At 59.1% G+C, this 16707-nt stretch carries 17 protein-coding genes and 1 pseudogene; 16 read left to right on the top strand and 2 right to left on the bottom strand.

The annotated features are described in order from the left end of the window. Positions 1–186: 186 nt before the first annotated feature. The 16 genes from AC3WVQ_RS25635 (at position 187) to AC3WVQ_RS25710 (ending at position 15818) form a co-directional block, all read left to right on the top strand. Positions 187–1212, top strand: a complete 1026-nt coding sequence (locus tag AC3WVQ_RS25635; RefSeq protein ID WP_492383182.1) for a BMP family protein — start codon at positions 187–189, stop codon at positions 1210–1212. An 18-nt stretch (positions 1213–1230) separates the two neighbouring features. Then, a complete protein-coding gene (locus AC3WVQ_RS25640) occupies positions 1231–2871 on the top strand; it encodes an ABC transporter ATP-binding protein (protein ID WP_492383183.1) in 1641 nt (546 codons plus the stop codon). After that, complete coding sequence (locus AC3WVQ_RS25645; protein ID WP_060529687.1) at positions 2861–3910, top strand: ABC transporter permease; 1050 nt, start codon at positions 2861–2863, stop codon at positions 3908–3910. The genes AC3WVQ_RS25640 and AC3WVQ_RS25645 overlap by 11 nt, the downstream gene beginning before the upstream one ends. Before the next feature lies 1 nt (position 3911). Then, positions 3912–4853 (top strand): ABC transporter permease, encoded by a 942-nt coding sequence (locus AC3WVQ_RS25650; protein WP_060643743.1) that lies wholly within the window; start codon positions 3912–3914, stop codon positions 4851–4853. After that, positions 4850–6142: an amidohydrolase family protein gene (locus AC3WVQ_RS25655; protein ID WP_112984687.1), complete on the top strand. Its 1293-nt coding sequence runs from the start codon at positions 4850–4852 to the stop codon at positions 6140–6142. Before AC3WVQ_RS25650 ends, AC3WVQ_RS25655 begins: the two co-directional genes overlap by 4 nt. 380 nt (positions 6143–6522) lie before the next feature. Then, entirely contained in the window at positions 6523–6789 is a 267-nt protein-coding gene (locus AC3WVQ_RS25660; RefSeq protein ID WP_034800189.1) for an AbrB/MazE/SpoVT family DNA-binding domain-containing protein, read from the top strand. After that, positions 6786–7223: a type II toxin-antitoxin system VapC family toxin gene (locus tag AC3WVQ_RS25665; protein ID WP_034800191.1), complete on the top strand. Its 438-nt coding sequence runs from the start codon at positions 6786–6788 to the stop codon at positions 7221–7223. Before AC3WVQ_RS25660 ends, AC3WVQ_RS25665 begins: the two co-directional genes overlap by 4 nt. Before the next feature lie 276 nt (positions 7224–7499). Continuing rightward, positions 7500–7745, top strand: a complete 246-nt coding sequence (locus AC3WVQ_RS25670) for a Y4oE-related protein (protein ID WP_492383184.1) — start codon at positions 7500–7502, stop codon at positions 7743–7745. Positions 7746–7961: 216 nt separating this feature from the next. Beyond that, positions 7962–9002 carry an ABC transporter substrate-binding protein gene (locus AC3WVQ_RS25675; RefSeq protein ID WP_492383185.1) on the top strand — a complete coding sequence of 347 codons (1041 nt, stop codon included), beginning with the start codon at positions 7962–7964 and terminating at the stop codon, positions 9000–9002. Positions 9003–9010: 8 nt separating this feature from the next. Next, positions 9011–9892 (top strand): ABC transporter permease, encoded by an 882-nt coding sequence (locus AC3WVQ_RS25680; protein ID WP_371813733.1) that lies wholly within the window; start codon positions 9011–9013, stop codon positions 9890–9892. Between the two features lie 15 nt (positions 9893–9907). Beyond that, positions 9908–10711 (top strand): ABC transporter permease, encoded by an 804-nt coding sequence (locus tag AC3WVQ_RS25685; protein ID WP_492383186.1) that lies wholly within the window; start codon positions 9908–9910, stop codon positions 10709–10711. Beyond that, a complete protein-coding gene (locus AC3WVQ_RS25690; protein WP_492383187.1) occupies positions 10708–11796 on the top strand; it encodes an ABC transporter ATP-binding protein in 1089 nt (362 codons plus the stop codon). Before AC3WVQ_RS25685 ends, AC3WVQ_RS25690 begins: the two co-directional genes overlap by 4 nt. 122 nt (positions 11797–11918) lie before the next feature. Beyond that, a complete protein-coding gene (locus AC3WVQ_RS25695; protein ID WP_112975786.1) occupies positions 11919–12779 on the top strand; it encodes a TauD/TfdA dioxygenase family protein in 861 nt (286 codons plus the stop codon). 33 nt (positions 12780–12812) lie between these two features. Next, positions 12813–13460, top strand: a complete 648-nt coding sequence (locus AC3WVQ_RS25700; RefSeq protein WP_112772566.1) for an RraA family protein — start codon at positions 12813–12815, stop codon at positions 13458–13460. Continuing rightward, positions 13460–14389, top strand: coding sequence for a carbon-nitrogen hydrolase family protein (locus AC3WVQ_RS25705; protein WP_192372696.1), 930 nt, complete (start codon positions 13460–13462; stop codon positions 14387–14389). The genes AC3WVQ_RS25700 and AC3WVQ_RS25705 overlap by 1 nt, the downstream gene beginning before the upstream one ends. Before the next feature lie 58 nt (positions 14390–14447). Continuing rightward, positions 14448–15818 carry an MmgE/PrpD family protein gene (locus tag AC3WVQ_RS25710; protein WP_192372694.1) on the top strand — a complete coding sequence of 457 codons (1371 nt, stop codon included), beginning with the start codon at positions 14448–14450 and terminating at the stop codon, positions 15816–15818. Between the two features lie 319 nt (positions 15819–16137). Here the strand turns inward: AC3WVQ_RS25710 and AC3WVQ_RS25715 are convergent. Next, a pseudogene (locus AC3WVQ_RS25715) lies at positions 16138–16409 on the bottom strand (type II toxin-antitoxin system RelE/ParE family toxin). Further along, positions 16390–16665 carry a type II toxin-antitoxin system ParD family antitoxin gene (locus AC3WVQ_RS25720; protein ID WP_492383188.1) on the bottom strand — a complete coding sequence of 92 codons (276 nt, stop codon included), beginning with the start codon at positions 16663–16665 and terminating at the stop codon, positions 16390–16392. Before AC3WVQ_RS25720 ends, AC3WVQ_RS25715 begins: the two are co-directional and overlap by 20 nt. Between the last annotated feature and the right edge of the window lie 42 nt (positions 16666–16707).

A 16707-nucleotide genomic window follows, 5' to 3' on the forward strand; every position in this document is an offset into this window, starting at 1 on the left:
ATCGGTTAGCGGCTTCAGACGCGACACGTCTTTGTTCAGACTGCACAGAGCTTGTCGCGCAAGCTGCGTCATATCCGGTTGAATGGCGTATCACACCCCAATTGCTGCAAACTCCAACTTCCCCTACATTGACCAAGTGGTAAAAAAGACGCGCGCCAAACGCGCAATCAATCAGAGGGGAACTTAATGCAAAGCGATTCCTTCAATTTTGCCATTTCCAGAAGAACCCTGATCAAAGCTGCTGGCGCTTCCGCCGTGGTGGCGGCGACGGGTCTGCCGGGCCGTCTGCTCGCTGCGGATCCGATAAAGGTGGCGGCCATCTACACCGTTCCGGTCGAGCAGCAGTGGGTCAGTCGTATCCACAAGGCAGCGAATGCAGCCAAGGAGCGCGGCGACATCGAATATGTCTATTCGGAAAACACCGCGAACAACGATTACGAGCGCGTCATGCGTGAGTATTGCGAGGCGGGTCACAAGTTGATCCTTGGCGAGGTCTTCGGCGTCGAGGATGCGGCCCGCACGGTTGCCAAAGACTACCCGGATGTCGCCTTTCTGATGGGCTCGAGCTTCAAGCCCGACGCCGCTATTCCTAACTTCTCAGTTTTCGACAACTATATCCAGGACGCATCCTATCTGTCCGGCCTTGTCGCCGGCGCAATGACGAAGTCCAAGAACATCGGCATGGTGGGAGGCTATCCGATCCCAGAGGTTAACCGGCTGATGAATGCATTCATGGCCGGCGTGAAGGAAGTGGCCCCGGACACCAAATTCCAGGTCGCCTTCATCGGCTCATGGTTCGATCCGCCAAAGGCCAAAGAGACCGCTTTCGCCCAGATCGATGGGGGTGCGGACTTGCTATATGCCGAACGTTTTGGTGTGTCCGACGCCGCCAAGGAGAAGAAGGTCTTGGCCATCGGCAATGTCATCGATACCCAGGCGGACTATCCGGACACCGTTGTCGCATCCGCACTGTGGCATTTCGAACCGACGCTAGACAAGGCGATCAGCGAAGTGAAGGCCGGCGCGTTCAAGGCTGACGACTATGGCATCTATTCCTTCATGAAAAACGGCGGCTGTTCACTGGCGCCTTACGGCACCTTTGAGAGCAAGGTTCCGGACGCCATCAAGGTCAAGGTCGCGGAAAAGGAAAAGATGATCAAGGACGGTTCGTTCGCCGTCGAGATCAACGACGCCGAGCCGAAGTCGACCTAGCCTTCCTTCCTCGCGTTCATGGGAGAAGTGGTCGGCTGTGGCGGACCAGGAATTACACTTCGCCAACAGCGACCATTCTCTCCTTGGACGGGAAAGGAAGTCCCCACAACTCCTCTTCCGGTCGCCGACGTGTCTAGCAAAACCGCCCTTCGTCTTTCCCGCATCAGCAAGCGCTTCGGCCCACTCAGGGCTAACGACGCCATTTCGTTTGAACTCAAGCAGGGCGAAGTCATAGCACTTCTCGGGGAGAACGGCGCCGGCAAGACGACTCTGATGAACATTCTGTTCGGCCACTACGTCGCCGACGAAGGAACCGTCGAGGCATTTGGCAAGCCGCTACCGCCGGGAGATCCGCGCGCTGCCATAGATGCCGGCGTAGGCATGGTTCACCAGCACTTCACCCTCGCTGACAACATGACGGTGCAGGAAAACATTGCGCTTGGCACGCAGAGCATTTGGCGCCTGCGGCTCGACCGGGCCGCCGCGCGACGGCGCATCGATCGATTGTCCGCTGATTTCGGCCTCGCCGTCGACCCCACAGCTACCGTCTCCAGCCTTTCAGTCGGCGAGCGCCAGCGCGTCGAGATTCTAAAGGCTCTTTATCGCGAAGCCCGAATCCTAATCATGGACGAGCCGACGGCCGTCTTAACCCCCGCCGAGACTGAGGCACTGTTCCGGACGCTGAAGCTGCTCGTCGCCAAAGGCCTGTCGATCATCTTCATCTCTCATAAATTGCACGAAGTGATGGCCGTCAGCGATCGTGTGCTGGTGCTGCGTTCCGGTCAACTTGTCGGCGAGCGAGAAACAGGTTCGACCGATCGCAAAGAACTGGCCGCGCTCATGGTTGGAAAAGAGGTCAAGCCAGCCAACGTCAGTCCGCTGAAGCTCGGAGCACCGCTGCTGGCACTCGAACAGGTCTCCGCAACGGCCTACAACGGGGCGGGCCTCGACAAAGTATCGCTCACCCTTACAGCCGGTGAAATCACCGGAATTGCCGGCGTCGCCGGCAATGGTCAGGCTGTCCTTGCTGCCCTTATAGCCGGCATCCGGCGTCCCACCAGCGGCAGCATTTCCATCGCTGGACGGGACGTCGCCGACTGGTCGCCGCGCGCCGCGCTCGCACATGGCGTGGCCCGCATTCCGGAAGACCGCCACGCTATCGGCAGCATCGGCGACATGAGCGTGACGGAAAATGTCATCGCCGAACGCTACCGAAGCCCTCGGTTCAGCCGCATGGGCTTCCTGAATTGGAAAGCCGCCGGGCGTTTCGCAGAGAAACTCATTGCCGACTACGACGTCAAATGCCCTTCGCCCGAAGCACGCATACGCCTACTCTCAGGCGGCAACATGCAGAAGCTCATTCTCGGCCGGGCCCTTGATGCCGACCCCGCGGTCATCCTGGCAAGTCAGCCGACACGCGGCCTCGATGTCGGCGCCGTCGCCTATGTTCATCGCATGCTGCTCTCAGCGCGAGATCGGGGCGCCGCGATATTGCTCATTTCGGAAGATCTCGAAGAAGTCCTGGCATTGTCCGACCGCATCTTCGTTATGTTCAAGGGGCGCCTTTCCACACCCTCTGCAAGGGGCGAACGCAGCATTCGGGAACTGGGGGAACTGATGGCGGGCCACAGCGGGGAGCGCGGCGATCATGCGGCTTGAACCGAAACCCGCGCTGTCCCTGGCGATCACCTTGCTGTTTCCGCTGGCTGCCATAGGCACCACACTGGTGCTGACGTCGGTACTGGTTCTCGCCGCCGGCGCTTCCCCACTGTCCGTCTTCTATCTTGTGGCGAAGGGGGCGGCCGGCTCACAGTTCGCATTCCTAGAGACCTTGACCCGGGCGACGCCACTGATCTTCACGGGTTTGGCGATCGCCGTCGCCTTTCGGGCAAAGCTCTGGAACATCGGCGCAGAAGCCCAACTCTACATCGGTGGCGTCGTCACCGTGGCGCTGGGAACGGGCGCACTGCCCCTGCCTTCGGTTGTTCTAATCCCGGTAATTATGGTCGCCGTCATGGCCGCAGGCGCGTTGCTTCTGCTCGGCCCAGCCGTGCTGAAGACGCGTTTCGGCGTCGACGAGGTGGTCACAACGTTGCTGCTTAACTTCATCGTCCTGCTGTTCGTGTCGATGCTGCTCGAAGGTGTGCTCAAGGATCCGATGGGGCTCGGCTGGCCGCAATCGCAGAAGGTCATTGCCGAAGCACAACTGCCGCGCCTTATCCAGGGCAAGCGCCTGCACTATGGCTTCATCATCGCCCTTGCTTCGGCCGTCCTCATCTGGATCGTCATGAAAAAGACGGTTCTCGGTTACGAAATGCGCGCCGTCGGCATCAATCCCGAGGGCGCACGTTTTGTCGGAATTCTGGTCGACCGCACTCTGATGAAGACGGCGTTGCTTTCGGGAGGACTGGCCGCTCTCGCGGGTTTTTCCGAAGTCTCCGGGCTCAAAGGCAACCTGACGCTCGACCTGTCGCCAGGCTACGGCTACGCGGGCATCGTCGTCGCTATGCTGGCCATGCTGAATCCGCTCGGCGTCATCGCCTCTGCCATCTTCGTCGCCGGCATCTTCGTCGGCGCAGATGCCATGAGCCGAGTGGCCAAGGTACCGAGTTACATAGCCGACGTCATGGTCGCCACCTCGTTACTGACGATGGTTGTCGCGATCCTTCTGACGCGATTCCGAATCAGGTGGAGATGACATGGACGCGCTCGAAATCCTCTTCACCGCTTCTTTCTGGGTTGCCGCAATCCGCATAGCATCTCCGCTGATTTTCGCGACGATGGGCGAGTTGATCTGCGAGCGCGCGGGCGTTCTTAACCTCGGCATCGAGGGGATCATGACGGTAGGCGCTTTCGCCGGCTGGTTTACCGTATACTCCGGCGGCGATCTTTGGGCCGGCTTGCTGGTCGCTGCCCTTTTCGGTGCTATGTTCGGCCTGCTGCATGCGACGCTTACGGTACCACTCGGACTGTCGCAGCACGTCGTCGGCATCGGTGTTACGCTACTTGCCACAAGCCTTACCTATTTCATCTATCGCCTTGCGCTGCCCGAAGTGACGTCGCCGCCCAAAATCGAGCCGTTCCAGCCCCTGCCGATCCCGGGCTTATCCAGCATCCCGGTCGTTGGCGAGGCGCTGTTTACCCAGACGCCATTGACCTATCTCGCATTCATCTCGGTTGCAGCCGTTGCCTGGATCCTCTATCGCACGCCCATCGGTCTCGCCGTTCGTGCTGCCGGCGAAAATCCGTCAGCGGTCGAAGCGCAGGGCATTTCGGTCACGGGCATCCGCATGGGCGCCGTTGTCGTCGGTAGCGCGTTGATGGCGGTCGGCGGCGCCTTTCTCACCACCTCGGCTTTCAACTCGTTCTTCTTCCAGATGATCAATGGACGCGGCTGGATTTGCATCGCACTCGTCGTCTTTGGCTCCTGGCGGCCAGGAAAGGCGCTGATCGGCGCCGTCCTCTTCGCCGCCTTCGATGCCTATCAGGTTCGTCTGCAGCAAATTTCGGGCGGCATCGTGCCCTATCAGGTTTTCCTGATGATGCCCTATGCGCTGTCGATCCTGGCGCTGATCCTGGTCGCACGTCGTGCTGCTTACCCTAAAGCTTTGATGATCCCGTACCAGAAAGGCGAAAGATGAGTTTTGACCTGATCGTAAAAGGTGGCACGCTACCCGATGGCAACGTCGCCGACATCGGCATCAAGGGCGATAGGATCGCCGCGATCGAGCCACGCATCGATGCCGAGGCTGGTCGTGTCGTCGACGCCTCGGGCGACCTCGTCAGTCAGCCCTTTGTCGATCCGCATTTCCATATGGACGCAACGTTGTCCTACGGCCTGCCACGTATCAATGCCTCAGGTACGCTGCTCGAAGGCATCGCGCTGTGGGGCGAACTCAAGCCGCTCCTGACCCACGAGGCCGTCAAGCAGCGGGCGCTAGCTTATTGCGACTGGGCGGTCTCGATGGGTCTCCTCGCCATCCGCACCCATGTCGATACATGCGACGACCGCCTTCTTGCGGTGGAAGCACTGCTAGAGGTCAAGAAGGAGATCGCCGCCTATATCGACCTCCAGCTTGTCGCCTTCCCGCAGGACGGGTTCTATCGCTCCCCGAATGCTCGCGAAAACACCATCCGCGCCCTCGACATGGGCGTCGACATCGTCGGTGGCATTCCGCATTTTGAGCGGACCATGTCCGACGGCACGCGTTCCGTTACCGAACTATGCGAGATCGCGGTAAAGCGCGGCCTGATGGTCGACCTGCATTGTGACGAGACGGACGACCCGTTATCGCGCCATATCGAGCAGCTTGCCTATGAGACCCAGAGGCTCGGCCTGCAAGGCAGGGTAGCTGCCTCGCACCTTACATCGATGCATTCGATGGATAACTACTACGTCTCGAAGCTACTGCCGCTGATTGCGGAAGCCGACATCTCAGTGATCCCCAATCCACTCATAAACATCATGCTTCAGGGGCGCCACGACACCTACCCTAAGCGCCGTGGCCTGACGCGAGTGCCCGAGATGCTGAAGGCCGGCATCCGCACCGGCTGGGGTCAGGATTGCGTGCTCGATCCCTGGTATTCCCTCGGTACAGCCGATATGCTCGACGTCGCCTTCATGGGAATGCACGTCGCCCAGATGTCCTCGCCCACAGACATGCGCACCTGCTTCGACATGGTCACCAAGATCAATGCCGAGATTATGGGCCTCGATCATCTCGGTCTAGCCGTGGGCAAATCCGCAAGCCTCGTCGTACTCCATGCGGGCAACCCCATCGAGGCGGTGCGCCTGCGTGCCGAGCGGCTCTGTGTCGTCGCAAAGGGCAAGGTCGTGGCAGAACGCGAAAAGCGCGATACGACTCTGTCCATTAAGGGCCGTCCCGCGACCATCAACCGCCGTCACATTGTGCCACTGCAAGCGTTTTAATATGCGCACGCACCCGCGCACCGAAGCGCTAACATCTTTGACTTCCCCTAAACATTGGAGGCCTGCGCCTCCAGATAGGGCAGATCACCATGCCAACACCACGACGTTCGGCCTGGTTGGCAATGTCGCCGAGCGTGGCTTTGCGCTGCAGCAGTGCTTTCCGAAATCCCTCGATCGCGACCGGAAGACCGATCTGTTCCCGCACCAGAACGCAACAACACTTTGCCACCTTGCCCCGGTCGCATGAGATCGAGTTTGGCTGCTATCACGGCCTCGATCCTGTTTGGAGGAAACCTTCCTTTCACCGAGCAAGTCAAGCTCTCACTTGAAATCTCGCTTGTCAGTGTGTATATGCAAATGTATATGCAGAGGAGAGTTTTATGCCGCAGATTAGACACAACGAACCTCCTGCGAGGGAAGCTAAGCTCTTCCGGAATAACAAGAGCCAGGCTGTTCGCATCCCGGCTGACTTTGAGCTTCCCGGCGATCGAGTGATGATCCATCGCGACGGGGATCGGCTTATAATAGAGCCGCTGCGTCGCAAGAACCTGCTGGAAGTCTTGGCAGGTCTGGATCCTCTTGGGCCTGAAGATCAGTTCCCAGATATTGACGAGACTTTGTTGCCCGCCAAGGAAATCGACCTGTGAGCAACCTTTTCATGCTGGACACAAATATCGTGTCCGAATTGGCTCGGAACCCGAGAGGGCAGGTCGCTGAACGTATTGCGGCGGTCGGGTCGGAGGCAATCTGCGTCAGCATCATAACGGCGGCAGAATTGCGTTATGGATGCGCCAAGAAGGGTTCCCCAAAGCTGCTGGCCCAAATCGAAGCCCTTCTAGAAAGCATTCTGGTGCTCGCGCTCGACGTGCCCGCCGACGCCAAGTACGGCAACATCCGCACTGAGTTGGAAGCTGCAGGCAAACCAATCGGCCCAAATGACCTATTGATCGCTGCTCATGCCTGTGCCGCAGGCGCAGTCCTCGTCACAGCCAATGCCCGTGAGTTCACGCGCATTCCCAACCTTCGGGTTGAAAACTGGCTGGACGCGACCTCAAAGCAACTTAGGGGTGCATCCAACTGAGAAATGATCAAGTTAGGCAAGGCTCCAGCATCCGCAATGCCGGCGCCGCTTAACAGCTTGCACAGGAGCCAGATCATCTCGGGCGTCAGCCCGAAAACTTCAAAGAAGCTCGACCAAAGATTTCAGCGCAGAGTTTTGGACTTCTCCCAGGGCGGGAAGTAAGCTAAGATTCAACCTGTTCGATATGAGCGGCACCGTGTGCTTCCGGACGACGCGATCTTCGCTGTGAGACCGTCCGGCCACATTTCCTCGCCGGACTCTCACAGGAGAGTCGCCATGTCGAAGCCTTTGAAGAATCTGGAACCGTCAAACGAGGCGGGTGCGCAACATGACGTCGCGGTGGCGGCGGCTGTGGAACTTGCGATGGAGTTTTACGGCTGCGACGCCGTGACCGCTGCGGCCAAGCGCGCATTCGAGGCCAGGGATCTCAATCGCGAAAGCCATTACCGGTTCTGGCTTCATATCTTCAAATCCCTGAAAGCCAATCCACGCCTAATCAACGAAATCTGCCAGCCGGGGTGACAGAGCGGCTGCCTGTGGCAACGCGCATAAACCCAAGCGCGGATTCATAGAGCTTGAGGCCCTCAAGACCGAATCCGCTTTGAGCCGTCGGCCAGTTCAGCGAATGCAACACGATTGATATGATTTCAGTATCAATACCGGGAAATCGATATTGGAGATCGCAAGACTGGCTGGCGCAATGTCACCGTACCGACAACACCAACAAAGGGGATCGTCATGAAGTACACTGCGCTGTGCGCGCCCGCGATCGTATCAATGGTTTTGGCTGCGAACGGCCACGCCGAAACGCTCATCGTCAACAGCTATGGCGGGCCGTACGAAACTATCATTCGGGAGCGGATCATTGAGCCTTTCGAGGCCAGGTTCGGGATAAAGGTAATCTACGACGCCGTCGGTTCGGCCTCCCAGGATTACGCCAAGATCAAGGCGACGAATGGCCGCCCTGGCTTCGACGTCGTCGTAATGACCGCTTCCCAATCGCTCGAAGGGTGCAAGGAGGGCCTGCTTGAGGAGTTTTCACCAGAGGAGGTTCCTAATCTTGAGCGTCTGTCGTCGGTGATTGCCGGCGTTGCTGGTCCCTGCGGCGCGGTTCACGAAGTACAGTATCTCTCGCTTCTTTACCGGACGGACAAGCTGGCAGATCGTCCAAATTCCTGGAACGCGCTCTTGGATGATGGCCTCAAGGGCAAAATCATCCTGCCGACATTCCAAAACGTGATGGCCGCCTACCTGATGGAGATCTTCTCGGTCGCCCATGGTGGAGATCTGCTCGAGAACGTCGATCCCGGCTTTGCCGCCATGGCCAAGCTCGCCGGACAGTCGATCGGCTTTGAGCAGTCATCCTCAGTCATGGAAACGTACCTCAAAGGGGGCGACGTCTGGGCGATGCCATTCTGGAACGGGCGCGCGCAGCTGCTCGTCGATAGCGGTTTGCCGGTCGACTATGTTCTGCCGAAGGAAGGCTCTATCCCCTTGGTCGCAACCCTGAACGTGCCGAAGCACGCGGCGAACCGAGACGCAGCTCTCAAGTTCGTGAACTTCTTTCTCGAAAAGACCAGCCAGGAGGCATGGGTCACCGGCTACAAGGTCGGCAGCGGCAGGATCGACATCGAGGTGCCCGCCGATATCCGCGCCAAGCAGATCACCACCGAGGCCGATCTGAAGGCCCTTCTGTTGCCCGATCTCGCGGCGGTCGCAACACGGCTTTCCGCCTGGGGCGAACGATGGGAACGTGATGTCGTCGCGGCGGCCAAGTGAGGTAGATCATGGCCGTCATTGTTTGCTCCACTCCGACAAAGCCCCCGCCCGCCGGAGCCCCTGTCAAGGGACTTCTGCCGCTGATCGCGCCGTCACTCGTCCTGGTGCTCTTCTTCGCGATACCGATGGGCATGATGATAGGGATCAGCTTTCAAAGTCAAACGGAGGGCGGCCCGACACTTGCGAGCTACAGCCGCTTCTTCAGCAACGACCTTGTCCTTGCTGGCCTGGCCCGCACCGTCGTGATGTCCAGCCTCGTTGCGGTCTGCGTGACCGTCTTAGCCTATCCCCTCGCCTACTATCTGGCTCGCGCCACGTCGCGCTGGCGAACGGTCATCTTCGCGCTTGCCATTGCGCCCGAATTGGCGGGGGTCGTGCTTCGCACCTATGGCTGGCTCATCATTCTTGAAGATCGCGGGTTTATCAATTCCGCGCTGATGTGGACCGGATTGATCACGGAACCCTTGCCTTTGTCGAAAAACCTTTTCGGCGTCGTGGTTGGGCTTACTCACGTCATCCTGCCATTTGGCGTGCTGTCGCTTCTGACGAGCCTCCAGGGTATCAACCCCAGTCTGGAAAAATCTGCGCAAATTCTTGGCGCGTCACGTCTTGCTGTAATCCGGCACATCATCCTGCCGCTCTCCGTGCCAGGAATCGTAAGCTCCTTCTTGATTGGCTTCACCATGGCCGCAAGCGCCTATGCGACCCCTGCCCTCCTTGGCGGCGCTGGTTTCAAAGTCATGGCCACAATGGTCTACGAGCAGGTGCTGTTCTATCTCGATTGGCCCTTCGCGGCGGTCATGGCGAACGTTCTTCTCATCCTGATGCTGGCCGCCGGCTTCGTCGGATCCAAGCTGGAGTCGCGCCTCCACCAAAAACTTCACCTTTAATTTCGGGAGGCTCCGATGAACCGACTGCTCACATATCTGTTCAGGATGGCGCTTGTCGCCATCCTTGCCTTTATCACTCTTCCGCTGGTGGTCGTCGTTGCGGCCTCTTTCAGTCCAACTTCGGCTGTGACGTTCATCCCAAGCGAATGGACCTTTCAATGGTACGCGGCACTATGGACTAGCCGCTGGCTCGATCCGTTTCTACTCAGCGTCGAACTTGCCGTCATCGTATCGCTCGCTAGCGCACTGCTCGGCGTCGTTGGAGCTTACAGCGTCGCCTACGCAAAATGTCCGGGGCATACCGCCATCATGGCGTTCCTCTTGTCACCCATGTCGGTCCCGCAAATCGTCAAGGGCGTGGCCGTCGTCCTGTTCCTGTCCTCGGTTGGACTTTACGACCTGCTAGGGACACCCGGCCTTGTCATGGCTCACGTCATTCTGACGTTGCCCTACGTCGTGCGCATGGCGGCCACCGCGATGTTTGGTTTCGACAAGCGGCTGGACCGCGCGGCACGCGTATTGGGCGCTAGCGTCACGCAGAGGATCCGATACGTGCTGTTACCGCTGATCCGCTCCGGCCTCTTTTCGGGGATGACCTTCGCCTTCATCATTTCCTTCAACAACATCCCGCTCTCCGTCTTCCTGGTCAGACCCGGTCAGACGACACTTCCGATTACCGTCATCAATCATCTCGAATACAGCCTGGATCCGGTGCTTGCGGCCGTGAATGTCGCATCACTCCTCTTCATCCTTGGCGTAATCATCCTTTTCGAAAAGATCGGCGGCTTCTCCGCCCAATTCCACGGGGGTAGCAAATGACCACCATCGATATTGAACTCCTTTCCGTCAGCAAGCAGTTCGGTGCAAACCGCATCGTCGACGATATCAGCCTTGCCATCCCTAAGGGAAAATTCGTCAGCATTCTTGGTCCGTCCGGATGTGGTAAGACGACGACCCTCAATATGATCGCCGGATTTGAAGCGCCCTCGAGCGGACAAATCCGAATTCGCGGCCGCGATCAGCAAGGCGTCCCGCCGGAAGCCCGGAAAATCGGACTGGTCTTCCAGAACTACGCACTCTTCCCGCATATGACGGTCGCCCAGAATGTCGGCTTTGGCCTAAGGATGCAGGGCCGGCCCCGCGAGCAAATCGCCGACGGTGTCTCACGAGCCTTGAAAAGTGTCCATCTTGAGGGCTTTGAGGATCGCTATCCGACGGAACTTTCAGGGGGGCAACAGCAACGGGTCGCAGTCGCCCGGGCGATTGCGCCCTCGCCGTCGGTGCTGCTTCTCGATGAGCCGCTCTCAAACCTTGACCTTAAACTCCGGGAAGCGATGCGCGTCGAGCTGAAAGAGATCCAGGAAGATCTCGGCATGACCTTCATCTATGTCACACACGACCAGGAAGAGGCGATGGCCATGTCCGATCGGATCATAGTCATGCATGGCGGAGTGGTCGCGCAGGAAGGAGCGCCCGCGGATATCTACGGCCGCCCGAGAACCTCCTTCGTGGCAGATTTCATAGGCAAGTCCAATATCCTCCCGGCATCCGCAGAGACCGGGGCCGATCGGAAGCTGAAGGTTTCCCTCGGCGCGGGAAAGGCGGTGCTCACCGCCGAGCCGGCAGAGGACGTTGATCCTGACGATGTGCGCTTCTGCTGTATCAGACCGGAGGCCGTTAGGCTCGCAGATGCGGCAGGGGCCCTCGACGAACCGGCAAACCGCCTGACGGGAACCGTCCAAAAGGTCGTCAATTTGGGCGCCTATCTCGAGGCCTGGATGCTCGTCGATGGCGGGATCACCTTGAAGTCCATGATCCGCTCGACCCGTCTCGAGAAGCTCTCGGCCGGCTGCCGCGTAGACCTCGCCATCGCCCATTCCGCTGTCCAACTGCTGCAGCAATAGTGACATTCATTGTATTCCAATATTAATGCAAACGAATTGATATTGGAATTCCGACTTATCACTCCGCTAAGCTCTATGTGATCCCGAGCCCGGGATCTTCCCACACAGAGGCGAAGACACCCATGAAAACAAGAGTTTCGGCAATCCAGAATGACAGCAACGTCTGCGCAGATATCGTCGGGTTCGATTTCTCCGACTACAACGACGCGGACATTGCGGCAGTTCGATCCTACTGGCTGCAATACGGCGTCATTCGCTTTCGGGCGACCGATATCACAGACCAGCAGCAGGTCGACTTCTCCCGTCACTTCGGAGATTTCGTCATCCATCCCAAGCAATTGCAGGAAGGCGGACACCCGATCCATCGCGAAATCCTGGTGATCAGCAATGTGATGAAGGACGGCAAGCCGAGCGGCGCGCTCGGCAACAGCGAGGCGACGTGGCACACGGACACATGGTTCTACGAACGCCCGCCCGCCGGCGCCATCCTCAGGGCTATCGAGGTTCCCGCTGCCGGGGGAGACACGTATTTCCTGTCGACCTACCAGGCTTTTGAAACGCTCCCCGAGGAGCTACGCAGTGCTGTTGAGGGGCGGCAGATCTTCTTCCAGAACGTCTACGACAAAACGGGGAAATTGCGCCTCGGGAAAGGCGAACCGACGAGCGCGGATTTTCGCGAGTGGAGCGGCGTCGTTCATCCGCTGGTCAGAAGCCACGGCGAGACGGGCCGCAAAGCGCTTTATCTTGGCGGGACGTCGGAAGGGGCGTGGATCGTCGGCTTGCCGCTCGATGAAAGCAACGACCTGATCTCAAGGCTTTGGGAGCACACCACCAACACGCCGGAAGTCTTCGTCCAAAAATGGAGCGTCGGCGACATCGTGATGTGGGACAACCGTTGCACGATGCACCGTCGCGATTCATTCGACCCGAACACGATTCGGATTATGCATCGGACGACGACATCCGGCGAGCGCCCGATCTGATTTGTGAACAACAGGGCAGATCGGAGATCATCGATGTCCCAGCCTTACAAGATTGAAAAACAGCCGGAAGCAATACCGGACGCACTGCGAACCCTGCTTGAGGGAGTCGAAACCGCAACCATCGGCCACTTCGAATATCTTGGATTTGTTGGGGCAGGAATTGCGCCGGTCTTTCCGGCCAAGGCAATTGGAACGGCAGTCACGGTCGCCGCGCCCGGCCGCGATGGAGCCGTCATCTATACGGCAATCGATCTGCTCCGCCCGGGGGATGTTCTCGTCATCTCCCGGGTCGACCGGGACGACGTTGCCTGCGTCGGCGGCGGTGTCGTTGCTGCTGCCCGAGCGCGTGGCGCCGTCGCCATTATCGTCGATGGTCCTTGCACCGACATCGAGGAGATCGGCGCCAGCCGGTTCCCAATCTGGTGTCGCGGAGTCTCGTCCAAGACGACCAGCCGCCGGCACCAGATCGGTGGCGCGATCAATGTCCCGATCGCCTGCGGCGGGGCGGCCGTGCTGCCCGGGTATGCGGTCTTAGCAGATACGGAGGGTGTCTTCGTTGCCGATCCCTCCGAAATGCGCTGCATCGCGGACGTCGCCCTCGAGCGCCAACAGCGTTCCCTTAAGCTCCGGCCCTACCTTGAGGCCGGCCATTCCATCTTCGAACTGGATCGGATCGTATGATGAAGATTTCCCTCGTCCAGATGAACTCCCAACCCGACCGCGACATTAATTTACGCGCGGCCGAGAGCCTGATGCTGCAGGCAATCGCACGCGATACACCAGATCTCATCGTTCTCCCGGAACATTTCGACTGGTCCGGCGGCACGATGGCGGAGAAACTGGCGGCGGCTGATCATATGCCGGGCGGCGACGCCTATCGCATGTTGCAGACGTTCGCCGCCCGGCAAAAGGTCTGGATCCACGGCGGCAGCTTGCTCGAAAGGGTCGATGGAAGTTCGAAGATCTACAACACAACGGTCGTCTTTGACCCAGAAGGTAACGAGGTCGGCCGCTACCGCAAAGTTCACCTGTTCGACATCGAGGCGCCAGATGGCAAGATGTATCGAGAATCCGCCACCGTTGCGCCTGGAGAAAGCCTGTTCGTTTACGAATCCGGCGGTTTCAGGATCGGCTGTGCGATCTGCTACGACCTTCGCTTCCCCCGGCTCTTTGATGCGCTTGCAGACGCCGGCGTCGATGTGGTCATTCTGCCCGCGGCCTTCACGTTACAGACGGGAAAGGACCACTGGGAAGTGCTCTGCCGTGCACGCGCGATCGAGCACCAGGTCTATTTCGTCGCCTGTGGTCAGTGGGGAGGCTACACTGCAGCGGACGGAGATCGCCGTTTCACCTACGGCAACTCTCTCGTCTGCGACCCCTGGGGACAGGTTGTAGCCCGCGCCGTCGATCAGGTCGGTGTGGTTTCCGCACACCTCGATCTCGAGCGTGTGGCGGTAGTCCGCAAGCTCATTCCCGCCGCGTCGCACAAGGTTTCGTTTGTCGATCAAGCACGCGTCGACCGAGGTTGCAGGCGCAGTGATCGTTGCAATTCCTCTTGCAGCTCGTCTGCGCAGACCTTCGGGGCACCAATTTCTTATAGTAGCACGTAGACAACGCGCACCTGAAAATGGACCGCCAATCGCCATCGTCGGGTAATCGGACACCGATATGACCGCTTTCATCACGCAAACGCTCGGCAGCTATATCGCCGAGGAAGCACTCACTCGTGTTCCGAGCGACGTTTTCGACAAGAGCAAGCTTTGCCTTCTAGACTCCCTTGGCTGCTTGTTCGGTGGGCGCCAGCTGCCCACGGCTGGAATGCTGAGAAACCTACGGGTGGACAGCCAGGTCGCACCCTCCTCCGGCGGACCTGTCAGTGGCTGTGCCGAACCGGCGGCTGCCGCCTTCGTCAAGGCAACTTTGATCAATGCGCTCGACTTCGACGACATCTACGAGAAGGGCCATCCCGGAGCCACCGTGATTGCGGCAGCCTTATCGGTCGCTGAGCACACGAAGTCTTCAGGCACAGAATTCCTCGAGGCCGTGATCATCGGCTATGAGGTGAGTTGCCGCGTTGGCATCTCACTGGCTCACGTTCAGCCCAGAAAGGCGATTCACGGCCATGGGACTTGGCAGATATTCGGTGCAGCAGCAGCGGCCGCGAGACTCATGCGTCTCGACGCCGGACGAGCGGCGCATGCCATCGCGATCGCTGCTGCGAATGCGCCAGTAGCGTCCGTCATGAAGACCGTCTACGGAGACGCGCCTTCGATGGCGAAGAACAACTTCGGCATGGCCGCGCAAATGGGAGTCTTGGCCGCACGCCTTGCCGCTGCCGGCTACGAGGGGCCTTTGGATGTCTTCGAGGGTGAGACAGGTTTCTGGCGGATGGCGGGCGCCGACGAGTGCCGTTTCGATAAACTGACCAAAGGTTTGGGGGCCGCCTACGAAATTCTTCGGGTTGGCTTCAAGCCATTCAGTTGCTGCCGACTTATCCTAAGCAGTGTCCAGGCCAGCCGCGACGTCATCCGTATGGCCGGCATTGATCCTGCCGACGGATTGCATGCCAAGCTGATCGTGACCGCGCCTCCGATCGTGTGCGAACCGCCATTTAGCAAAGTGCGTCCACGGGACATGTGGGCAGCACAGTTCAGCGCACCGCACGCCATAGCCATGGCCGTATTCGGCGTCGAGCCCGGCCCCGACTGGTTCGTGGAGGATTGGCTTCATGACGAGATCGCCGGGCGGTTTCAAGACAGTATCGAGCTCAGGCCACATACCAGCCACGCCTCGCCTCGAGGCGCTCACGCCGCAAGCGCTTGGTTACAGTTGCGCGACGGGCAAAGCTTCGAAAGGCACGTGGACGTTGCGGAGGGAGAGGCAAGTAACCCCATGCCGAAATCAGCTCTCGAGGGTAAGTTCTTGCGACTTGCGAGTCCGGTCGTGGGAGACAGCGGTGCTTGCGAAGCCATTGATAACGTGTACGCGCTGGATAAGGCGGGATCGCTCCGGACGCTCCTTCGCGTATTGGTCAGCTGATACCGGCATATACCGACATGACACATTTTGTTCGCAAGCTAAGTCTGCAACCGCAGATCAACACCTTGGGGACGGGCGTCCCCACGGTCCTTCCCCCTGGCCTGCATAGCGACCTCAGCGAAGACGTGCGGGCAGCCAAATTCTCTAGTCATTCGCTGCGCGCCGGCTTGCCCTCCACGGCCGACGTCGACGAGCCCCACGTGCAGAACCGCAGCTACCACCTCCGACGCGACCGATTTAGGGTCAATCTGAGGAGGGCCTCGGGGCTGTAAGAATCTTAACCCGCCAGCATACGTGCGAGCATATTTCTGATGTGGTCCTAGGCGCCGTAGAAAATTGCCGCGACAACGATTGCGCAGCTATGTTCCACCGGTAGAAACCGGATCCCGGGATGAATAACGGGGCGCAACCCGTAGGGCTTATCGACGAGACGATCGACCTCGACGTGCACTTTGCGGATCCGTTTAGCAGTGCGCTCCACCGCCTGTCAGGCGCATCCCCAAGTTCGACATAGGCGTCGAACAGATGATCGAAGACCAACTCGAAATCGCGTTCGGCATCCTCAGAATATTCAAGAGTCCACACGAACAACCCGTCGCTTCCGCTCGATCATTGCCGCGACGCCGCTTTCTATTTCCGTCGCAGAAATCATTGGCCCGTTCAATCGCTGCTGGACCAATTCGCGGAGCGCTGCGGTTTCGACGGCCTCAGATTTGGTCTTTTGGCCTAGCAGTTCCAGGCCATGTTGAAGAACAGAACTCATGCTGGAATACCGACCGCTCTCCACCAGCGAACGGGCAAACGAATCCTGCTGCTCGGTCAACGAGATCGACGATTTCACACTCATCGGCTTATCTTCTTTGAGCCTAAGTTGCTACTCAGTAGCGCC

The organism is Ensifer sp. EB106-05-01-XG146, from assembly GCF_058791875.1.